Genomic DNA, 21,148 nt, shown 5'->3' with positions numbered 1-21,148 from the left:
TTGTCGTACAGCTCAATCAGTCTGCCAGTGCTGCTTGTTGCAACTCGAACAACTCAGTCATACCTTTCTGCGCCAACGCCAGCATGGCGTTCAGCTCAGCTGGCTGGAACGGTGCGCCTTCGGCGGTGCCCTGCACTTCGATAAAGCCGCCCGTGCTGGTCATCACCACGTTGAGGTCGGTTTCCGCGGCGGAATCTTCCAGGTAGTCCAGATCCAGCACCGGCTCGCCCTGATACATGCCCACCGATACGGCGGCAATCATCTGCTTGAGCGGGTCGCCGCCTTTCAGGCCGCCACGCTTCTTGATCACTTTCAGCGCATCGACCAGGGCCACCATGGCGCCGGTGATGGACGCGGTGCGGGTACCGCCGTCGGCCTGGATCACATCGCAATCGACGTACAGGGTGTTCTCGCCCAGTTTGGACATATCCAGCGCGGCGCGCAGCGAACGGCCGATCAGACGCTGGATTTCCAGGGTACGGCCGCCCTGCTTGCCACGGCTGGCTTCACGCTGGTTACGGTCGCCCGTGGCGCGCGGCAGCATGCCGTACTCGGCGGTCAGCCAGCCTTGGCCCTGACCTTTGAGAAAGCGCGGAACGCCCGACTCGACACTGACCGTGCAAATCACTTTGGTATCGCCAAATTCCACCAGTACCGAACCCTCGGCATGCTTGGTGTAGTTGCGGGTGATGTGAATCGAGCGCAACTGATCGGCGGCGCGGCCACTAGGACGTTTCATCTAGGAATTCCTGCTCTGAATAAAAAATCTGCTCGGCATTATAGGGCCGTAAGCCCGTAGCGGGTGTGCCGAATTGGGAGCGGCCGACGCACTGCGCTACAATCCTGCGCCTTTAGTTCCGACTTTTCGCGAGGTTCGCCCCATGATCCACAGCATGACTGCCTTCGCCCGCGCCGAGCAGGCCGGTGCCAACGGCACCCTGAGCTGGGAGCTGCGCTCGGTCAACCATCGCTACCTGGAACCCCATCTGCGCCTGCCGGAAAGCTTCCGCGACCTCGAAGGCGCGGTGCGTGAAGCGCTGCGCAACGGACTGTCGCGTGGCAAAGTCGAGTGCACCCTGCGCTTCAGTGACGACAATGACGGCAAGGCCCTACAAGTCGACCTGGAACGCGCCGCGCAACTGGTCGCCGCCGCCGAAAGCGTGGCCGGCCTGATCAAACAGCCCGCCGCACTCAATCCGCTGGAAGTGCTCAGTTGGCCCGGCGTACTGGTAGCCGATGCCGCCGACCCACAGGCACTCAATCAAAGCGCCCTGGCGCTGTTCAGCCAAGCGCTGAACGAGCTGAAGCAAAGCCGCGAACGCGAAGGCAGCGAACTGGCCAAGCTGCTCAATGAACGCCTGGACAGCATCCTCGAACAAGTCGTCGCCCTGCGCGAACTGGTGCCACAGATGCTCGCCGGCCAGCGGCAGAAAATTCTCGACCGCTGCGCCGAAATGCAGGCCGAGCTGGACCCGCAGCGCCTGGAACAAGAGCTGGTGATCCTCGCGCAGAAAAGTGATGTCGCCGAAGAACTGGATCGCCTCAGCACCCACGTCAGCGAAGTACGCCGCGTGCTGAAAACCGGCGGCCAGGCAGGCCGACGCCTGGATTTCCTGATGCAGGAACTCAACCGCGAAGCCAATACCCTCGGTTCCAAGGCCTTCGACACCCGCAGCACCCAGGCGGCGGTAAACCTCAAAGTGCTGATCGAGCAGATGCGCGAACAAGTGCAGAACATCGAGTAAGGCAAACCGCTGCTGCTACTCTTCGAACAACGCGTTCCAGGATTGATCCATGAGCATAACCACCGGCACCCTCTACATCATTTCCGCCCCGTCCGGCGCGGGCAAAACCAGCCTGGTCAAAGCGCTGATCGACAGCGAGGCGCAGATTCGCGTGTCCGTCTCGCACACCACCCGCGCCATGCGCCCAGGCGAAGTGGACGGAGTGAACTACCACTTCGTCAGCCGCGAGCAGTTCCATACCATGCTCGACAAGACCGAATTTCTTGAACACGCGGAAGTCTTCGGCAACCTCTATGGCACCTCGCAGGAATGGGTCAAACAGACCCTGCGCGAAGGCTTCGACCTGATTCTGGAGATCGACTGGCAAGGCGCGCAGCAGGTACGTCGGCTGATGCCGGAAGCCAAATCAATCTTTATTCTGCCGCCGACCCAGGAAGCGCTGCGTCACCGCCTGACCAATCGCGGCCAGGACAGCGGCGAGATCATCGAGCGACGCATGCGTGAAGCCGTCAGCGAGATGAGCCACTACGTCGAATACGACTACCTGCTGATCAACGATGACTTCGCCCACGCCTTGAGCGACCTGAAGGCGATTTTCCGCGCCAATCAGCTGCTGCAAGGCCCACAACAGCAACGCCACAGCGGCCTGCTCAGCGAGTTACTGGTCTGACTTATCGCGCTGCGGCAAATCAAAGCTTCCCTTAATGCCGGTGATTTTTTAGACTATCCAGTCCGCTCGCCCATTTGGGCCCAGCTCTATTACGCATTTGCTACGAGGAACACCATGGCCCGCGTTACCGTCGAAGATTGCCTGGATCACGTTGATAACCGCTTCGAGCTGGTCATGCTCGCTACCAAGCGCTCGCGCCAACTGGCTACCGGTGGCAAAGAGCCGAAGCTGGCTTGGGAAAATGACAAGCCGACCGTAGTCGCGCTGCGCGAAATCGCCGCTGGCCTGATGAGCTATGACGTTATCGCGCAAGACGATATCGTCGAAGAAGAACCACTGTTTGCTGCATTCGAGGAAGAGGCTAACGAGCCTCTGTAAGCCTATGCCGGGTCGACGTCGTCAGGCGCAGGGTCATCTGAATCGGCAAGGGGAACGCCCATGCCGAGCATAGACGCCCTCGCCGACAGACTTTCGACCTACCTCGACGGCGACCAGGTCAATCTGGTTCGCCGCGCTTACTTCTACGCCGAACAAGCCCACGACGGCCAACGCCGCCGCAGCGGCGAAGCTTACGTCACCCATCCCCTGGCGGTGGCGAGCATCCTGGCAGACATGCACATGGACCATCAGAGCCTGATGGCCGCGATGCTGCATGACGTGATCGAAGACACCGGTATCGCCAAAGAAGCTCTGGACGCGCAGTTCGGCGAATCCGTGGCGGAACTGGTTGATGGGGTCAGCAAGCTGACCCAGATGAACTTCGAGACCAAGGCCGAAGCGCAAGCTGAAAACTTCCAGAAAATGGCCAGGGCCATGGCCCGCGATATCCGGGTGATTCTGGTCAAGCTCGCCGACCGCCTGCACAACATGCGCACCCTGGAAGTGCTGTCCGGCGAAAAACGCCGACGCATCGCCAAGGAAACCCTGGAAATCTACGCACCGATTGCCAACCGTCTGGGCATGCACAGCATGCGCATCGAGTTCGAAGACTTAGGCTTCAAGGCCATGCACCCGATGCGCTCCGAGCGCATCCGCACAGCGGTCAAGCGGGCTCGGGGCAACCGCAAGGAAATCGTCAACAAGATCGAAGAGTCGATCACCCACTGCCTGGCCCGCGAAGGCATGGAAGGCGAGGTGATGGGCCGCGAGAAGCACCTCTACGGCATCTACCAGAAGATGCGCGGCAAACGCCGGGCGTTCAACGAAATCATGGACGTGTACGCCTTCCGCATCGTCGTCGACAAGGTCGACACCTGCTACCGCGTGCTCGGTGCCGTGCACAACCTGTACAAGCCCCTACCCGGCCGCTTCAAGGATTACATCGCAATCCCCAAGGCCAACGGCTACCAGTCGCTGCACACCACGCTGTTCGGCATGCACGGCGTACCGATCGAGATTCAGATCCGCACCCGCGAGATGGAAGAGCTGGCCAACAACGGCATCGCGGCGCACTGGCTGTACAAATCCAACGAAGAAGACCAGCCCAAAGGCAGCCACGCCCGCGCGCGGCAGTGGGTCAAGGGCGTGCTGGAAATGCAGCAACGCGCCGGCAACTCGCTGGAATTTATCGAAAGCGTGAAGATCGACCTGTTCCCCGACGAGGTCTACGTGTTCACGCCCAAGGGCCGCATCATGGAGCTGCCAAAAGGCTCCACGGCGGTCGACTTCGCTTACGCGGTGCACACCGACGTCGGCAACACCTGCATCGCCTGCCGCATCAACCGCCGCCTGGCCCCGTTGTCGCAAGCCCTGGAAAGCGGCTCGACGGTGGAAATCGTCACCGCTCCCGGCGCACGGCCAAACCCGGCCTGGCTGAGCTTCGTGGTCACCGGCAAAGCCCGCACACATATTCGTCACGCCCTGAAGCTGCAGCGCCGCTCGGAGTCCATCAGCCTCGGCGAACGCCTGCTGAACAAGGTGCTGGCCGGTTTCGACAGCCGCGTCGACAAGCTCTCGCCCGAGCGGGTGCAGGCGGTACTCGCCGAGTACCATCAGGACGTGCTCGAAGACCTGCTGGAAGACATCGGCCTGGGCAACCGCATGGCCTATGTGGTCGCGCGCCGCCTGCTCAGCGACAGCGGCGAAGCCCTGCCGAGCAGCGAAGGGCCGCTGGCGATCCGCGGTACCGAAGGTTTGGTGCTGAGTTACGCCAAGTGCTGCACACCGATTCCCGGCGACCCAATTGTCGGCCACCTGTCCGCCGGCAAAGGCATGGTGGTGCACCTAGACAGCTGCAAGAACATCGGCGAGATCCGTCACAACCCGGAAAAATGTATCCAGCTGTCCTGGGCCAAGGACGTTACCGGCGAGTTCAATGTCGAGCTGCGCGTCGAGCTTGAGCACCAGCGCGGCCTGATCGCCCTGCTGGCCGGCAGCGTGAATGCCGCCGACGGCAATATCGAGAAGATCAGCATGGACGAGCGCGATGGCCGCATCAGCGTCGTACAGCTGGTGGTCAGCGTGCATGACCGCGTACACCTGGCCCGGGTGATCAAGAAGCTACGCGCCTTGACCGGGGTAATCCGCATCACCCGCGCGCGCGCCTGATCGGCCAACTTCAAAATTGAACAGCGCAATCAGCCACCAGCTGTACTTTGACAGCCGCTGTGGCTTTCACCCAACCTAGGCAATCTAACTGGCAGCGCGCCGATGTGCGCTGCAGTGTTCCTCCACATCAGCTTTACAGGAGTTCCCATGAGCAAGAGCGTTATCACCAGCGACAAGGCCCCAGCCGCAATCGGCACCTATTCCCAGGCGATCAAAGCGGGCAACACCGTGTACATGTCCGGGCAGATCCCGCTGGACCCGAAAACCATGGAGCTGGTAGAAGGCTTCGAAGCCCAGACCGTACAGGTATTCGAGAACCTCAAGGCCGTCGCAGAAGCCGCTGGCGGTTCGTTCAAGGACATCGTCAAGCTGAACATCTTCCTCACCGACCTGTCGCACTTCGCCAAGGTCAATGAAGTCATGGGCCGTTACTTCGAGCAGCCCTACCCGGCCCGTGCTGCCATCGGCGTAGCCGCCCTGCCACGCGGCTCGCAGGTGGAAATGGACGCTATTCTGGTTCTCGAATAAGCCCCTCGGCGGGGCCGCTACCCCGCCCTTCCCTCTTGAGGACGCCTCATGCGTTGCCTGTTTGTTGCCCTGCTCACCGGCGTCCTGCTCAGCGGTTGCGCCAGCACACCGCAAGACCCAAGCGGCACCTGGATCAACCAGGCAGCCATTGAAGCTGCCGTCGAAAGCGGCAACCTACGCGAAGCCCTGCTGGCCTACGGCCCCAACCTGGAATGGCAACTCGACAACCAACGTCAGCTGGCCAGCTTCAGCAATGGTTTCGAGCGCGGCGAAGGCAGCTTCGAACGCCAGACCGATGGCCAGCTGCGCGTGCAGTTCTACGGTGACTTTCAGGAAACCCTGAGCCTCAACGGCGATGAGCTGATCCAGGCGCAGAGCGATACCTGGCCGGAGCAGCGCTTTGTCCGCGCCCCTGCTGCACCCGGCCCACTGGCACCGCCGGGTAGCAGCTTCGAGCAGGCGTTGTATAGCGCCTACCTGGGCGGTACCTGGTTGATCGAGAAAGGTCTGGGCGAAGGCGGCCTGGTGCTGTTCCAGGCCGATGGCAGCCTGCAGGGTCTGCCAGGCGCAGAGCGTTATGCGTTGTGTCTGGCGGGCGACTGCGCGGCCATGAGCGGCGAGTTCGACAGCCTATGGCTGCAACTCGGCGACCAGGGGCAAAGCTGGCTGTTCGAGCGTGAAGGCGACCAGTTGCGGGTCTTCGAAGCGTTCAATCGCTCACAGATCGATGAAATGCCCAGCTACTACAAAGGCCAGCAGCGCTGGCTGCTGGTCAAACGCTAGGCCGAACCGAACCCTACAACTGCGCCAGAACCGCCTGGTAACCCTCGCGGTAGCTCGGATATTGCGGCGTCCAGCCCAGGGCGCGGGCGCGGGCGTTAGTGCAACGCTTGCTGCCGGAGCGGCGCACCGTCGACTGCTCGGACCAATGGCTGACATCCAGCTGCTCGCGCAACCAGGCCACCACCTCGTGCAGCGGCGCCGGCTGATCGTCGACGCCGATATAGCAATCATCCAGCGCCACACCACGGGCATCGGCCTGCAGCAGATAGGCCAATAGCCCAGCCGCGTCATCGACATGGATGCGGTTGCCATACAGCGGCGGCTCGCTGACTACTCGATAGCCCTGGCGCACCTGCTTGAGCAACCATTCGCGGCCTGGACCGTAGATACCGGTGAGGCGTACCAGACTGGCGGGCAGCCCGCTGCGCAAAGCCAGCTGCTCGGCTTCACGCATGATTCGTCCGGAGTAGCTATCAGCCTCAGCAGGCGAGTTTTCATCCACCCATTCGCCGAGCTGTTGGCCATACACGCCGCTGCTGGAGACAAACAGCAGGCGCTTGGGCCGCTGGCCCTGTTGCGCCAGCCAGCTGAGCACGCGGCGCAGGCCGTCGACATAGGCGGCGCGGTAGCCGGCCTCGTCGTGCTCGGTGGCGGCCGCGCAATACACTAGGTAGTCCAGCGGTTCGCTCGGCCAGGCGGCCGGGCAGGCGTCGGCATGCAGATCACCGGCAACCGGGCGAATGCCCTGTGGCAACAGCGCCACGCTGCGGCGCAGGCCGTACACCGTCCAGCCTGCAGCGCTTAGCTGCTGACCCAGACGGCTGCCGACATCACCACAGCCGGCAATCATCAGTGTCTTACTCATCGTTGCGTATTCCTTAGGGTCTGTTGCTTATCAGGGCAACAGTGCCACCAAGCTGGCCTGTTGCACCAGCTCAAGCAGCGGCTGCGGATACACACCGAGGAAAAACGCCAGCACGGCGACAAACAGCAGCATCATGCCGCCGGCACGCTGCGCCCAGTTGAAAGGCGCATCGTGACGGCGCAGGTTCGGCTCGACCATAAACAGGGTGACCATCACCCGCAGGTAATAGAACACGCCGATGGCGCTGCCGATTACCAGGGCGCCGAGCAGCCACCACTGCTGCGATTGCACACCGGCGGCGACCACGTAGAACTTGCCGATAAACCCAGCCGTCAGCGGAATGCCGGCCAGTGACAGCATCATCACGGTGAGCACAGCGGTCAGATACGGACGGCGCCAGAACAGCCCGCGGTATTCGTAGAGGGCATCGGCATCACGGCCGTTGTAAGGCGTCGACATCAGAGTGATCACACCGAACGCACCCAAGCTGGTCAGCACATAGGTGGCCAGGTACACCCCAACCGCCTCCACTGCTAAGCCCTTGCTGGCGATCAGCGCGACCAGCAGGTAGCCGAAGTGGGCGATGGAGGAATAACCGAGCAGACGCTTGAGGTTGTTCTGCAGCAGCGCCAGCAGGTTGCCGAAGATGATTGAGGCGATGGCGATCAGCGTCAGCAGATCATTTAGCCAGCCGCCCGCTGTCGCTGGCGACATCTGATACAGACGCAGCAGCACGGCAAATACCGCGACCTTACTGGCGGTGGCGAGGAAGGCTGCCACCGGAGCCGGCGCGCCCTCGTACACGTCCGGCGTCCACAAATGAAATGGCACCAGCGACAGCTTGAAGGACAGGCCAATCAGCATCATGCCCACGCCCAACTGCGCCAGCATGCTCGGCAGGCCATCGGCGGCCAGCTTGGCGCCGATGCCGGCGAAGGTCAGGCTGCCCGATTCGGCATACAGCAGCGCCATGCCAAACAGCAGAAACGCCGAGCCTGCGGCGGACAGCACCATGTACTTGATGCCGGCTTCCAGCGAACGCTTGTTGAAGAAGGCGTAGGCGATCATGCCGTAGGTCGGCACCGAGAGTAGTTCCAGGCCGATAAACAGCCCAGCCAGATGCTGCGCGCTGACCAGCACCAGACCGCCGGCGGCGGACAGCAGCATCAGCAGGTACAGCTCTTCGCGGTTGCCCGGGTAACCCTTGCCGGACTCACCGCCCAGGTAGGCGTGGGTCAACGTCACACAGGCCAGAGTCGCGGCCAGCACCAGGGCCATGTAATAGCAGGCGAATTTATCCACCAGCAGCAGCGGCGTGACCTCAATGGGCGTTACGCCCAAAGCCGGTAGCAGTGACAGCAGCGCCAGGTTAAGGCCCAGTACCGAGAGGCCGAAGGTCAGCGTGTGGTTGCGCTTCCAGGCGATGGCCAGCATCACCAGCACCGCAGTGGCACCAGTGACCAGTAGCGGCAGCAGCGCGATAAAGTGTTGAGTCGTGAATTCCATACGCTACTTACCGGGCCGGAACAGGTTGATTGAGGGCACTACCCAGCCACTGCTGCACGCCTTGCATGCTGGCGGCGGAGGTGTCGAGCACCGGCTGCGGGTAAACACCGAGCAGGATCAGCAGCACAGCGAGGCCGAGCACCATGCTCAGTTCGCGCAGCTGCAGGCCAGGCAAGGCAGTGTCCGCCTTGGCCGGGCCGAAGTAGGCGCGGTGAATCATGATCAGCGAGTAGACCGAGCCGAACACCAGACCAGTGGCGGCCACCACGGTGACCCACGGCGCGCTCTGGAAGCTGCCGATCAGAATCAGGAATTCACCGACGAAGTTACCGGTACCCGGCAGGCCCAGCGCCGCAGCGGCAAAGAACAGGCTAAGTGCCGGCAGCCAGGGCATACGCGCCCAGATGCCGCCCATCTCGCGCATATCACGAGTATGCAGGCGCTCATACAGCTGGCCGCAGAGGATAAACAGCGCCGCAGCGGATAGGCCGTGGGCGAGCATCTGCACCACCGCACCCTGCAGGGCGATCTCGCTGGCGGAATAGATGGCGATCAGCACAAAGCCCATGTGCGACACGCTGGAATAGGCCACCAGGCGTTTGATGTCGGTTTGCGCGAACGACAGCAGGGCGCCGTAGATGATGGCGAACACGCCAAGCCACTGGGCAATCGGCGCAAACTCTGCCGAGGCATTGGGGAACAGCGGCAGGGCAAAACGCATCAGGCCGTAGGCAGCGGTTTTCAGCAGGATACCGGCCAGGTCCACCGAGCCGGCGGTCGGTGCCTGGGCGTGGGCGTCCGGCAGCCAGGAGTGGAACGGCACCACCGGGAACTTCACCGCAAAGGCGATAAAGAAGCCGAGCATCAGGATGTACTCGGTGCCGGCCGCCATCTTGGTGGTGAGCAGATCGGCGTAGTTGAAGGTCAGCACACCGGTCTGGTCGAAGTGCACAAACACCAGGCCGAGAATCGCCAGCAACATGATCAGACCGCTGGCCTGGGTGAAAATAAAGAACTTGGTGGCGGCGGTGATGCGGGTCTTGCCGTCGCTGCCGCTATGACCCCAGAGCGCGATGAGGAAATACATCGGCACCAGCATCATTTCCCAGAAGAAGAAGAACAGGAACAGGTCGACGGCAAGGAACACGCCGACCACGCCGCCGAGAATCCACATCAGGTTGAGGTGGAAGAAGCCGACGCGGTTCTGGATCTCGTTCCACGAACAGAGCACCGAGAGCACACCGAGCAGGCCGGTGAGGCTGATCATCAGCACCGACAGGCCGTCCAGCGCCAGGTGCACGCTGATGCCGAAGCGTTCAATCCACGGCAGCTGGAACTCGGCCGCCCACTGCGGCGCAGCGCCAGGCGCAGGCGCCAGGCTGAAGTCGCCAGTGGCCCACAGCCAAAGGCCCAGGCCGAACAGAAGAGCCATGGTCAGCAGGGCGATCCAGCGGGGCAAGGTGCTGCCGAAACGCTCGCACTGCCAGCACAGCAGGCCGCCGATAAAGGGGATCAGGATTAGCCAGGGCAGAATCATGACGGGCTATTTTCCTTAATTCAGAAACAGGAGAACGGCGAGCACCAGCACGGCGCCCCCGGCTATCGATGTGGCGTACCAGCGCACCTGGCCGGTCTCGCTGCTGGCCAGCAAGGCGTTGCCGCCTCGCGCCAGACGCGGAATCAGGCCAATACTGCGGTCGATCGGGTCGTGCCCGAGCAACCGGCAAAGCAACAGGTAGGGCTGCACAAACAGCTTGTCGTAGAGCCAGTCGAAGCCCCAGGCGGCGAACCACCAGGCCGAGAGGAAGCGCCCTGGCGCGCTCTGCGCCACCGCCGTGGCAAAACGGCGTTTGCCGAGGAACAACAGCGCGGCCAGGACGATGCCGATGATGGCGATGGCCCCGGAGGCGATTTCCAGGCCGATGCGGCCGTCACCGCCGGCATGGCCGACGCTCTGCGGCAGCACGCCGGCTAGCGGTGGGTTGATCAGCGCACCAATAAAGGTCGACAGCACAATCAGGGTCACCAGCGGCAGCCAGTGAGCCACGCCATGGCCGGCATGGGCTTCGGTCTTCTGCTCGCCATGGAAGGCGATAAAGATCAGGCGGAAGGTGTAGAGCGAGGTCAGGAAGGCGCCCGCCAGGCCGGCATAGAGCAACCACTGATGACCACTGGCAAAGGCTTCCCAGAGGATTTCGTCCTTGGAGTAGAAACCGGCCGTGATCAGCGGCAACGCCGCCAAGGCCGCACCGCCGACGATAAAGCTGGCGTAGGCCAACGGCAGTTTCTTCCACAGCCCGCCCATCTTGAAGATGTTCTGCTCGTGGTGGCAGGCGTTGATCACCGCACCGGATGCGAGGAACAGCAGGGCCTTGAAGAAGGCGTGAGTCATCAGGTGGAAGATCGCCGCGTCCCAGGCGCCAACGCCCAGGGCGAGGAACATATAGCCGATCTGGCTCATGGTCGAGTAGGCGAGGATGCGCTTGATGTCGGTCTGCACCAGCGCGGCGAAACCGGCTAGCACCAGAGTCAAGCCGCCGACGATGCCGACCAGTTCGAGAATCTCCGGGGTTAGCAGGAACAGGCCGTGGGTCCGCGCGATCAGGTACACGCCGGCGGTAACCATGGTAGCGGCGTGGATCAACGCAGAAACCGGGGTCGGGCCGGCCATGGCATCGGCCAGCCAGGTCTGCAGCGGCAGCTGCGCAGATTTGCCCACTGCGCCGCCGAGTAGCATCAGCGTGGCGATCCACAGCCAACTGTCGCCTTCCACGTATTTCTGCGGCGCCAGTACCATCAGCTCCTGAATATTCAGGGTGCCCAGATGGAGGAACAGGATAAACAGGCCGATGGCCATAAACACGTCGCCGATACGGGTGACGATAAAGGCCTTGAGCGCCGCGTTGCCGTTGGCGGTGTGCTTGAAGTAGAAGCCGATCAGCAGGTAGGAGCACAGCCCCACGCCTTCCCAGCCGAAGTACAGCACCAGCAGGTTATCGCCGAGCACCAGCAGCAGCATGCTGAAGATAAACAGGTTGGTGTAGGCGAAGAAGCGCGAGTAGCCCTCCTCACCGCGCATGTACCAGCTGGCGAACAGGTGAATCAGGAAACCCACGCCGGTAACCACGCCAAGCATGGTCAGCGACAGGCCATCGAGATACAGGGTGAAGCTCGGCGCAAAACCGGCGACATTCATCCACTGCCACAGCACCTGGGTAAACACACCGTTTGGCGGCGGATTGAGGTTGAACTGCACGATCACCCAGGCCGCCGTCAGCGCGGAAAGGCCCACCGAACCGACGCCAATCAGCGCGGAGAGGTTCTCGGAGAAACGCCCGCGCGAGAAGGCCAGAAGAAACCAGCCCAGCAGCGGAAATACACAGGTCAGGAATAAAAGGTTCATCCGCGCATCTCGCTGGCAGCGTCGACATCGAGGGTGTTGAAGCGGCGATACAGCTGCAACAGGATCGCCAGGCCAATACTGGCTTCGGCGGCGGCCAGAGTGATCACCAGGATAAACATCACCTGGCCGTCAGGCTGGGCCCAACGGCTGCCCGCCACCACAAAGGCCAGGGCGGTGGCATTCATCATCACTTCCAGGCTCATCAGCACAAACAGGATGTTACGCCGCACCATCAGGCCAATCAGGCCCAGGCTGAACAGCACGCCGGCCAGCGCCAGGCCGTGCTCCAGGGGAATCGCATTCATGCCGTTGGCTCCTTGGCATCGTGACGGCCGAGGTGATAGGCCGCGACCAGCGCAGCGAGCAGCAGCATCGAAGCCAGCTCCACCGCCAGCAGGTATGGCCCGTACAGGGCGATACCGACTGCTTTGGCATCAATGGTCTGCAAACCGAGGGCCGCGCCACTGGGCGACTGAAACAGCACATAGAGCAATTGCCCCAGCAACAACGCCGAGAGAATCGCCGGGCCGGTCCAAATACCCGGCGTCAGCCACTGGCGTTCCTGCTCGACCGCCGCCGGGCCGAGGTTGAGCATCATCACCACGAAGACGAACAGCACCATGATCGCGCCAGCGTAAACGATGATCTCCAGCGCGCCGGCAAAGGGCGCGCCGAGGGCGAAGAAGGTCATCGCCACGGCCAGCAGCGAGAGAATCAGATACAACAGGGCATGCACCGGATTGCTCGCGGTGATCACCCTGAATGTGGCCGCCACGGCAACGCCGGCGGCGAGGTAGAAAGCGAATTCCATATAGATCCTCTATATCTCCGTAGGAGTCTGTTTAGGCCGTCGCGAGCGCAGCTGAGGCAAGGCGAAAACAGGCGAGGAAGCGCAGTGTACTTTTGTACATGAGCATTCCGAGTCTGTTTTCAACGCAGTATCAGCAAGCGCAGCGGGCATTAAACGGGCTCCTTAGGGCAGCAGGCCTTTGACGTTGATGGGTTCGGCTTCGTTTTGCGCGGCGCCTTTCGGCTTGCCGGCAATGGCCATACCGGCGACGCGGTAGAAGTTGTAGTCCGGGTTCTTGCCCGGGCCGCTGATCAGCAGGTCTTCCTTCTCGTACACCAGGTCCTGGCGCTTGAACTCACCCATCTCGAAATCCGGGGTGAGCTGGATCGCCGTGGTCGGGCAGGCTTCTTCGCACAGGCCGCAGAAGATGCAGCGCGAGAAGTTGATGCGGAAAAAATCCGGGTACCAGCGGCCATCCGGGGTTTCCGCCTTCTGCAGCGAAATGCAGCCCACCGGGCAGGCCACCGCACACAGGTTGCAGGCCACGCAGCGCTCTTCGCCGTCGGGGTCGCGGGTCAGTACGATGCGGCCGCGATAGCGCGGCGGCAGGTATACCGCCTCTTCCGGGTATTGCAGGGTGTCGCGCTTGCGAAAGCCATGGCTGAAGACCATGACCATGCTGCGCAGTTGGGTGTAGGTGCCGTGCACCACATCCCGTATGTATTTGAACATTCTGTGGTTCTCCTTACTGGGCCGCGGCCAGCACGAATGCGCCGGTCACCAGCAGGTTGATCAGGGTCAGCGGCAGGCAGAACTTCCAGCTGAAGGCCATGACCTGGTCATACCGTGGGCGCGGAATCGAGGCGCGCAGCAGAATGAAGATCATGATGAAGAAGCAGGTTTTCAGGGCGAACCAGAAAAACGGAATCTGCGGCAGGATGCCAAACGGCCCGTGCCATCCGCCGAAGAACAGGGTTACCAGCAGCGCCGAGATGGTGATGATGCCGATGTATTCACCGACGAAGAACATGCCCCATTTCATCCCGGCATATTCGATGTGGTAACCGTCGGCCAGCTCCTGCTCGGCTTCCGGCTGGTCGAAGGGGTGACGGTGAGTCACCGCCACGCCGGCGATAAAGAAGGTACAGAAGCCGAAGAACTGCGGAATGATGAACCAGAGGTTTTCCGCTTGGTAATCGACGATATCGCGCATGTTGAACGAACCAACCTGAGCGACGATGCCCATCAGCGCCAGCGCCAGAAACACCTCGTAGGACACCGTCTGCGCCGAGGCGCGCAGCGCGCCGAGCAGGGCAAACTTGTTGTTACTCGCCCAGCCGGCGAACAGCACGGCATATACCGACAGCCCAGCCATGGCGAAGAAGAACAGAATGCCGATATTCAGGTCCGCGACGCCCCAGTTCGGGGTGATCGGGATGATCGCAAAAGCCATCAACATGGCGGCGAAGGCGATCATCGGCGCCAGGATAAAGATGAACTTGTCGGCGAACGGCGGCGTCCAGTCCTCCTTAAAGAACATCTTGATCATGTCGGCCGCGATCTGAAACATGCCGAACGGTCCAACCCGGTTGGGGCCGTAGCGGTCCTGCCACCAGCCCAGCAGGCGCCGTTCGACAAAGCTCAGCAGCGCGCCGCAAACCACCACAACCAGCAGAATCACGATGGCTTTGAGTACGGCGATCAGCACGTCCAGCACTTCGGGGGTCAGCCAACTCATTGCGCGGCCTCCTCAATGCGGGTGACCACGCTACCTGCGATCAGCGCCGGCATGCCCGTCAAACCGACTGGCAGACCAACGACGCCAATGGCCAGCTCTTCGGTGATCTGCAGCGGCAGGCGCAGGGTCTGCCCGGCGACCGTCAGGCTCAGCAGCGCACCGTCATTTACGCCCAGGCGATCCGCTTCGGCCTTGGCCAGCAGCACGTAAGGTTCGGGAATGCGCTCTTGCAGCGGCGCGGCGCCAGCCGAGGTTTCTTCACTGCCGAACAGGTGATGCAGCGCCACGGCCTGCAAGGTGCCCGGTGCCGGGTTAAAGGCCGCCGGTACGCTGAACCAGGGCAATACCACGCCTTTGGCTTCCAGCAGACGCACACCGGGATCGCCGGCACGCAAATGGCCGCCGACTTCGTCCTGAAACTTGTTCCAGGCTTGCGGCGAGTTCCAGCCCGGCGACCAGGCGAATGGAATCTGCTGACGATCTTCCTGGCTGCCGGAATAGCCTTCCATGGAGAAGGCAAACGCCGAATCCTGATCCTGCGGCTGGCGCGGCTCATGCACGCTGATATTGGCGCGCATGGCGGTGCGACCGCTGTAACGGTGCGGCTCACGGGCCAGTTTGAGGCCCTTGATGCGGAAGGTGGCGTTGGGCGCGGCTTCGCCGATGCGCGCCAGCAGACTGTTGCTGGCAGCAACGGCAGCGGTCACCGCATCCAGCTGGGTCCAGTCGAGCGGCTTGCCCTGCAGCGTGCTGTGCAGGGCATGCAGCCAGCGCCAGCCTTCGCGAATGAGGATATTGGCGTCGTAGTAGCTCGGCTCGAACACCTGGAAGAAGCGCTGGGCGCGGCCTTCAAAGCTGACCAGGGTGCCATCGCCTTCGGCGAAGCTGGCTACCGGCAGCAGCAGATGGGCTTTTTCGCTGGTGGCGGTGTGCTGATGGTCGGCGACGATCACCAGCTTGGCGGCCGCCAGTGCAGCATCTACCTGGGCTGCATCAGCACGACGATAGAGGTCGTTTTCCAGCACGATCACAGCATCGGCCTGGCCGGACGTCAGGGCCTGCAGTGCAGCATCGACGGACTCGCCACCCAGCAGAGCCAGGCCCATGCTGTTGGCTTCCGGCACCACCAGGCTGATGGAGGCGTTCTTCTCGCGATTCTTTAGCGCACTGGCGATATTCGCTGCGGCTTCGATCAGGCTCTTCTCGCCCAGGGAGGCGCCGGAGACGATCAGCGGACGCTTAGCTTCAAGCAGCGCTTCGGCAATCAACTGCACCAGCTCGCCGACATCCGCATCCAGGCCGTTAACCGCTGGCGCGCTCGGGTCGATGGCGTGGGCCACGGCGAAACCGATACGCGCCAGGTCGGCCGGTGCCGCGTGCACGCAGGCTTCGGCAATATCATCCAGGCGCGTAGCGGTGACGCTGGCGATAAACAGCGGATGCAGCGCGTCCTGAGCGACGTTCTGCACGGCAGCCATATGCCAGTCCTGAATCTTCATCGACGCAGCGATTTCAGTGGCTTTGCCCTTGACCGTCTGACGCAGGGCCAGGGCCAGGCGCGCGGCGGTCTGGGTCAGATCCTCACCGAGGATAAACACCGCGTCGTGCAGCTCGACTTCACGTAGGGTCGGCACCGGCAGCGGGCCGTTCTGCAGGATGTCGCGGATCAGGCGGATATTTTCCAGCTCGCCAGCGGCGATACCGGAGTAGTAGTTGGCCTCGCCGACCAGCTCGCGCAGGGCGAAGTTGCTTTCCAGGCTGGCACGCGGCGAACCGATGCCAATTACCCGTTTGCCCTTGAGCAGCTCGGCGGCTCTGTCCAGCGCGGCGTCGATGCCGAGCTTTTCGCCACCGTCTTTATTCACCAGCAGCGGCTGACGCGGGCGATCAGTGCGGTTGACGTAGCCGTAGCCAAAACGGCCACGGTCGCAGAGAAAATACTGGTTCACATCGCCATTGAAGCGGTTTTCGATGCGCCGCAGTTCGCCATAACGCTCGCCGGGGCTGGTGTTGCAGCCGCTGGCGCAGCCATGACAGATGCTCGGGGCAAACTGCATGTCCCACTTGCGGTTGTAGCGCTCGGAGTGGGTCTTGTCGGTGAACACACCGGTCGGGCAGACCTCGACCAGGTTGCCGGAGAACTCGCTTTCCAGCACGCCGTCTTCGACCCGGCCGAAGTACACGTTGTCGTGCGCGCCATACACACCCAGGTCAGTACCGCCGGCGTAATCCTTGTAGTAACGCACACAGCGGTAGCAGGCGATGCAGCGGTTCATCTCATGAGAGATGAACGGGCCGAGCTGCTGGTTCTGGTGGGTGCGTTTGGTGAAGCGATAACGGCGCTGGTTGTGGCCAGTCATCACCGTCATGTCCTGCAGGTGGCAATGGCCGCCCTCCTCGCACACCGGGCAGTCGTGCGGGTGGTTGGTCATCAACCACTCGACGACGCTGGCGCGGAACGCCTTGGACTCTTCATCGTCGATGCTGATCCAGGTGTTGTCGGTGGCCGGCGTCATGCACGACATGACGATGCGCCCGCGCGTATCGTTTTCATCGGTGTACTGCTTGACCGCGCACTGGCGGCAGGCGCCGACGCTACCGAGCGCCGGGTGCCAGCAGAAGTAAGGGATATCGAGACCGAGGGACAGGCAGGCCTGCAGCAGGTTGTCCGCCCCATCGACTTCGAAATCTTTGCCGTCTACGTGGATAGTGGCCATGGTTCAGGTTTCTTCTTTGCCCACCGAAGCGGGCTTGGCTAATGGAATCACGTTGTGCTGCGGGGCCAGGTCAGTGGCCGCCAGAGCGCCAATTTTTTATGGCCTGCCATCCATGGCGGCCACCCTTCGGGCCGTCGCTACGCGACGTTAAAAATGGCTCCCTGCCATTTTTTGCGCGGGAGCGAATTGCCCCGTCGTTGCCGGAGCCGCCGAGCTGGCCACGCCAGCCTCGAACTCCGAACGAAAATACTTGATCGCACTGCCCAACGGCTCAACCGCGCCCGGTGCGTGGGCGCAGAAGGTTTTGCCGGGGCCAAGGAAATTGACCAGACCGAGCAGCGTGTCGATGTCCTCCCGAGTGCCTTGCTTGCGCTCCAGGGCGCGGAGGATTTTCACGCTCCAGGGCAGGCCGTCGCGGCACGGCGTACACCAGCCGCAGGACTCACGAGCGAAGAACTCTTCCATATTGCGCAGCAGCGAGACCATGCTGATGCTGTCATCCACCGCCAGTGCCAGGCCGGTGCCCATGCGCGTGCCGACCTTGCCGATACCGCCGGCATACATCAGCGCATCCAGATGCTCGGGGAGCAGAAAGCCGGTGCCGGCACCGCCGGGTTGCCAGCACTTGAGGGTATAGCCATCGCGCATGCCGCCAGCGTAATCCTCGAACAGCTCGCGGGCGCTGATGCCGAAGGGCAGTTCCCATAGGCCAGGGTTCTTCACCTTGCCGGAGAAGCCCATCAGCTTGGTGCCATGGTCTTCACTCTCCGGGCGGGCCAGGCTCTTGTACCAATCCACGCCGTTCCCAACGATGGCCGGCACATTGCACAGGGTCTCGACGTTGTTGACGCAGGTCGGCTTGCCCCACACACCAACGGCGGCCGGGAACGGCGGCTTGGCGCGCGGATTGGCGCGGCGGCCTTCGAGGGAGTTGATCAGCGCGGTTTCTTCACCGCAAATATAACGGCCGGCACCGGTGTGGACGAACAGCTCGAAATCAAAACCGCTGCCGAGAATGTTCTTGCCCAGCAGGCCGGCAGCCTTGGCTTCCTCAATGGCGCGATTCAGATTCGCCGCCGCATCGACGTATTCGCCGCGCAGGAAGATGTAACCGCGATAGGCCTTGAGCGCACGCGCGGAAATCAGCATGCCTTCCACCAGCAGGTGCGGCAGCTGCTCCATCAGCAGGCGGTCCTTCCAGGTGTTCGGCTCCATCTCATCCGCATTGCACAGCAGGTAGCGGACATTCATGGACTCATCGGCGGGCATCAGGCCCCACTTCACCCCGGTGGGGAAGCCTGCACCGCCACGGCCTTTAAGGCCGGAGTCTTTCACCATCTGCACGATGTCAGCCTGGGCCATTTCACTCAGCGCCTTGCGCGCGGCAGCGTAGCCGTTCTTCTGCTGGTATTCGGCCAGCCACACCGGCTGGGCGTCGTCACGCAGGCGCCAGGTCAGCGGATGGCTTTCCTCGCTGCGGGCGATCCTGTTGGCCGGGCCGATGGAGGTCAGCGTCTTGCTGCTCATAGCGGTGCGCCCAATCATTGATAGACCTCCAGCAGTTTGGCCACGCCATCAGGTTGCACGTCGCCAAAGGTGTCGTCGTCGATCATCAGCGCCGGCGCCTTGTCGCAGTTACCCAGGCAGCATACTGGCAGCAGAGTAAAGCGGCCGTCGGCGGTGGTCTGCCCAGGGACGATGCCCAGCTCAGTTTTGATGCTGCCCAGTACGTTTTCATGGCCGCCGATAAAGCAGGTCATGCTGTCGCACACGCGGATGATGTGGCGGCCCACCGGCTGACGGAAAATCTGACTATAGAAGGTGGCCACGCCTTCGACGTCGCTGGCCGGGATGCCAAGGATTTCGCCGATGGCATCGGCAGCGCCATCCGGTACCCAGCCACGGGCTTTCTGCACGATTTTCAGGGCTTCGATCGACGCCGCACGCGGGTCTTCGTAGTGGTGCATCTCATGCTCGATGGCCGCATGTTCGGCTTCGCTGAGGATGAAACGATCAGTCTGGATTAGCGTATTCATAATCAGCGGTCCACGTCAGCCATAACGAAGTCGATACTGCCCAGGTACGCGATCAGGTCGGCGACCATGCTGCCGCGAATCACCGAAGGAATCTGCTGCAGGTGCGGGAAGCTCGGCGTACGAATACGCGTGCGGTAGCTCATGGTGCTGCCGTCGCTGGTCAGGTAGTAGCTGTTGATGCCCTTGGTCGCCTCGATCATCTGGAAGGATTCGTTGGCCGGCATCACCGGGCCCCAGGAAACCTGCAGGAAGTGGGTGATCAGGGTTTCGATGTGCTGCAGCGTGCGCTCTTTCGGCGGCGGCGTGGTCAGCGGGTGATCGGCCTTGTATGGGCCTTCCGGCATATTGCGCAGGCACTGGTCGATGATCTTGATGCTCTGACGCATCTCTTCCACGCGCACCATGCAACGGTCGTAGGCATCGCCATTGGCGGCCAGCGGCACTTCGAACTCGAAGTTCTCGTAGCCGGAATACGGTCGCGCCTTGCGCAGGTCGAAGTCGCAGCCCGTAGCGCGCAGGCCGGCACCGGTGGTGCCCCACTCCAGCGCTTCCTTGGTGTTGTACTGCGCCACACCGATGGTCCGCGCCTTGAGAATGCTGTTCTGCAGCGCGGCCTTTTCGTATTCGTCGAGGCGCTTGGGCAGCCAGTCGACGAACTCCTTGACCAGACGATCCCAGCCACGCGGCAGGTCGTGGGCGACACCGCCAATGCGGTACCAGGCCGGATGCAGGCGGAAGCCGGTGATGGCTTCGATCACCTTGTAGGCACGCTGGCGGTCGGTGAAGGTGAAGAACACCGGGGTCATCGCGCCGACGTCCTGGATATAGGTGCCGAGGAACAACAGGTGGCTGGTGATGCGGAAGAACTCGGCCAGCATGATGCGAATCACGTCGACGCGTTGCGGCACGGTAATGCCCGCGAGTTTTTCCACGGCCAGCACGTATGGCAGGTTATTCATTACCCCGCCGAGGTAGTCGATGCGGTCGGTGTAGGGAATAAAGCTGTGCCAGCTCTGCCGTTCAGCCATCTTCTCGGCGCCACGGTGGTGGTAGCCAACTTCCGGCACGCAATCGACGATCTCTTCACCGTCGAGCTGCAGGATGATGCGGAACGCACCGTGGGCCGACGGGTGATTAGGGCCGAGGTTGAGGAACATATAGTCCTCATGCTCGCTGCCACGCTTCATGCCCCAGTCTTCCGGCTTGAAGCGCGCGGCCTCTTCTTCCAGCTGCTGTTTGGCCAGGGTCAGGCTAAACGGGTCGAATTCGGTGGCGCGCGCAGGGTAATCCTTGCGCAGCGGGTGACCTTCCCAGGTCGGCGGCATCATGATCCGCGTCAGGTGCGGGTGACCGCTGAAGTGAATGCCGTAGAGATCCCACACTTCGCGCTCATACCAGTTGGCGTTGGGCCAGATGCTGGTGACGCTGGGCACATTGAGGTCGCGCTCGGTCAAGGCAACCTTGAGCATGATGTCGCTGTTCCGCTCCAGCGACATCAGGTGATAGAACACGGTGAAATCCGCACCCGGCAGACCACGACGCTGAGTACGCAGGCGCTCGTCGACGCCATGCAGGTCATACAGCATGACGTAGGGGCGCGGCAGGTTGCGCAGGAAGGTCAGGATCTCGACCAGCCGCTCGCGGGCCACCCACAGCACCGGCATGCCGGTACGGGTGCTCTGTGCGGTAAAGGCGTCAGCGCCAAAACGGGAATTCAGTTCGACGACCACATCTTGGTCGTCAGCCTTGTACGGCGGTATGGACAGAATGCTGTCTGCAGTCATGGTCTCGGTCGCTATCGGTCAACGGCGTCAGTAGGC

The 21,148-nt window shown here is 62.2% G+C and carries 19 protein-coding genes; 6 read left to right on the top strand and 13 right to left on the bottom strand.

Annotated elements, in window-relative coordinates; translation table 11 throughout:
* Positions 1–16: 16 nt before the first annotated feature.
* Positions 17–739 carry a ribonuclease PH gene (gene rph, locus Q8O69_RS19705; RefSeq protein ID WP_305593894.1) on the bottom strand — a complete coding sequence of 241 codons (723 nt, stop codon included), beginning with the start codon at positions 737–739 and terminating at the stop codon, positions 17–19.
* A 142-nt stretch (positions 740–881) separates the two neighbouring features.
* Between rph and Q8O69_RS19700 the strand changes: the two genes are divergently transcribed.
* The 6 genes from Q8O69_RS19700 (at position 882) to Q8O69_RS19675 (ending at position 6,273) form a co-directional block, all read left to right on the top strand.
* On the top strand, positions 882–1,745 hold the full coding sequence (locus Q8O69_RS19700) for a YicC/YloC family endoribonuclease (RefSeq protein ID WP_305593892.1): 864 nt from the start codon (positions 882–884) through the stop codon (positions 1,743–1,745).
* 49 nt (positions 1,746–1,794) lie between these two features.
* Complete coding sequence (gene gmk / locus Q8O69_RS19695) at positions 1,795–2,415, top strand: guanylate kinase (RefSeq protein WP_305593890.1); 621 nt, start codon at positions 1,795–1,797, stop codon at positions 2,413–2,415.
* A 114-nt stretch (positions 2,416–2,529) separates the two neighbouring features.
* Positions 2,530–2,793 carry a DNA-directed RNA polymerase subunit omega gene (rpoZ, locus tag Q8O69_RS19690; protein ID WP_090250565.1) on the top strand — a complete coding sequence of 88 codons (264 nt, stop codon included), beginning with the start codon at positions 2,530–2,532 and terminating at the stop codon, positions 2,791–2,793.
* A gap of 60 nt (positions 2,794–2,853) precedes the next feature.
* Positions 2,854–4,962, top strand: a complete 2,109-nt coding sequence (gene spoT, locus Q8O69_RS19685; protein WP_305593888.1) for a bifunctional GTP diphosphokinase/guanosine-3',5'-bis pyrophosphate 3'-pyrophosphohydrolase — start codon at positions 2,854–2,856, stop codon at positions 4,960–4,962.
* 147 nt (positions 4,963–5,109) lie between these two features.
* Positions 5,110–5,490, top strand: coding sequence for a RidA family protein (locus tag Q8O69_RS19680; protein WP_090250570.1), 381 nt, complete (start codon positions 5,110–5,112; stop codon positions 5,488–5,490).
* Positions 5,491–5,538: 48 nt separating this feature from the next.
* The gene (locus Q8O69_RS19675) at positions 5,539–6,273 is read left to right on the top strand and encodes a hypothetical protein (protein WP_305593886.1); all 735 of its coding nucleotides are present in this window, start codon (positions 5,539–5,541) and stop codon (positions 6,271–6,273) included.
* A 13-nt stretch (positions 6,274–6,286) separates the two neighbouring features.
* Here Q8O69_RS19675 and Q8O69_RS19670 read toward each other — a convergent pair whose 3' ends face one another.
* The 12 genes from Q8O69_RS19670 to nuoC form a co-directional block, all read right to left on the bottom strand.
* Positions 6,287–7,138 (bottom strand): SDR family oxidoreductase, encoded by an 852-nt coding sequence (locus Q8O69_RS19670; RefSeq protein WP_305593884.1) that lies wholly within the window; start codon positions 7,136–7,138, stop codon positions 6,287–6,289.
* Positions 7,139–7,168: 30 nt separating this feature from the next.
* On the bottom strand, positions 7,169–8,644 hold the full coding sequence (nuoN, locus tag Q8O69_RS19665) for an NADH-quinone oxidoreductase subunit NuoN (protein WP_305593882.1): 1,476 nt from the start codon (positions 8,642–8,644) through the stop codon (positions 7,169–7,171).
* 7 nt (positions 8,645–8,651) lie between these two features.
* The gene (gene nuoM / locus Q8O69_RS19660) at positions 8,652–10,181 is read right to left on the bottom strand and encodes an NADH-quinone oxidoreductase subunit M (RefSeq protein WP_305593880.1); all 1,530 of its coding nucleotides are present in this window, start codon (positions 10,179–10,181) and stop codon (positions 8,652–8,654) included.
* 15 nt (positions 10,182–10,196) lie between these two features.
* Positions 10,197–12,047: an NADH-quinone oxidoreductase subunit L gene (gene nuoL / locus Q8O69_RS19655; protein ID WP_305593878.1), complete on the bottom strand. Its 1,851-nt coding sequence runs from the start codon at positions 12,045–12,047 to the stop codon at positions 10,197–10,199.
* Entirely contained in the window at positions 12,044–12,352 is a 309-nt protein-coding gene (gene nuoK / locus Q8O69_RS19650; protein ID WP_090250586.1) for an NADH-quinone oxidoreductase subunit NuoK, read from the bottom strand. Before nuoK ends, nuoL begins: the two co-directional genes overlap by 4 nt.
* On the bottom strand, positions 12,349–12,858 hold the full coding sequence (gene nuoJ / locus Q8O69_RS19645; RefSeq protein WP_090250589.1) for an NADH-quinone oxidoreductase subunit J: 510 nt from the start codon (positions 12,856–12,858) through the stop codon (positions 12,349–12,351). Before nuoJ ends, nuoK begins: the two co-directional genes overlap by 4 nt.
* 162 nt (positions 12,859–13,020) lie before the next feature.
* Complete coding sequence (nuoI, locus tag Q8O69_RS19640; RefSeq protein WP_160086025.1) at positions 13,021–13,569, bottom strand: NADH-quinone oxidoreductase subunit NuoI; 549 nt, start codon at positions 13,567–13,569, stop codon at positions 13,021–13,023.
* 13 nt (positions 13,570–13,582) lie between these two features.
* Entirely contained in the window at positions 13,583–14,575 is a 993-nt protein-coding gene (gene nuoH, locus Q8O69_RS19635) for an NADH-quinone oxidoreductase subunit NuoH (RefSeq protein WP_275960207.1), read from the bottom strand.
* Positions 14,572–17,292, bottom strand: coding sequence for an NADH-quinone oxidoreductase subunit NuoG (nuoG, locus tag Q8O69_RS19630; protein ID WP_305593873.1), 2,721 nt, complete (start codon positions 17,290–17,292; stop codon positions 14,572–14,574). The genes nuoH and nuoG overlap by 4 nt, the downstream gene beginning before the upstream one ends.
* 147 nt (positions 17,293–17,439) lie before the next feature.
* Entirely contained in the window at positions 17,440–18,819 is a 1,380-nt protein-coding gene (gene nuoF / locus Q8O69_RS19625; protein WP_305593871.1) for an NADH-quinone oxidoreductase subunit NuoF, read from the bottom strand.
* Positions 18,820–18,833: 14 nt separating this feature from the next.
* Positions 18,834–19,328 (bottom strand): NADH-quinone oxidoreductase subunit NuoE, encoded by a 495-nt coding sequence (gene nuoE, locus Q8O69_RS19620; RefSeq protein ID WP_371136194.1) that lies wholly within the window; start codon positions 19,326–19,328, stop codon positions 18,834–18,836.
* 2 nt (positions 19,329–19,330) lie between these two features.
* The gene (gene nuoC, locus Q8O69_RS19615; RefSeq protein WP_305593869.1) at positions 19,331–21,112 is read right to left on the bottom strand and encodes an NADH-quinone oxidoreductase subunit C/D; all 1,782 of its coding nucleotides are present in this window, start codon (positions 21,110–21,112) and stop codon (positions 19,331–19,333) included.
* Positions 21,113–21,148 lie beyond the last annotated feature (36 nt).

This window comes from Pseudomonas sp. (assembly GCF_030690725.1).
Taxonomy (GTDB): domain Bacteria; phylum Pseudomonadota; class Gammaproteobacteria; order Pseudomonadales; family Pseudomonadaceae; genus Aquipseudomonas.
Note: the sequence above shows the minus strand (reverse complement) of the source record. Positions and strands in the feature narration are given on the sequence as shown.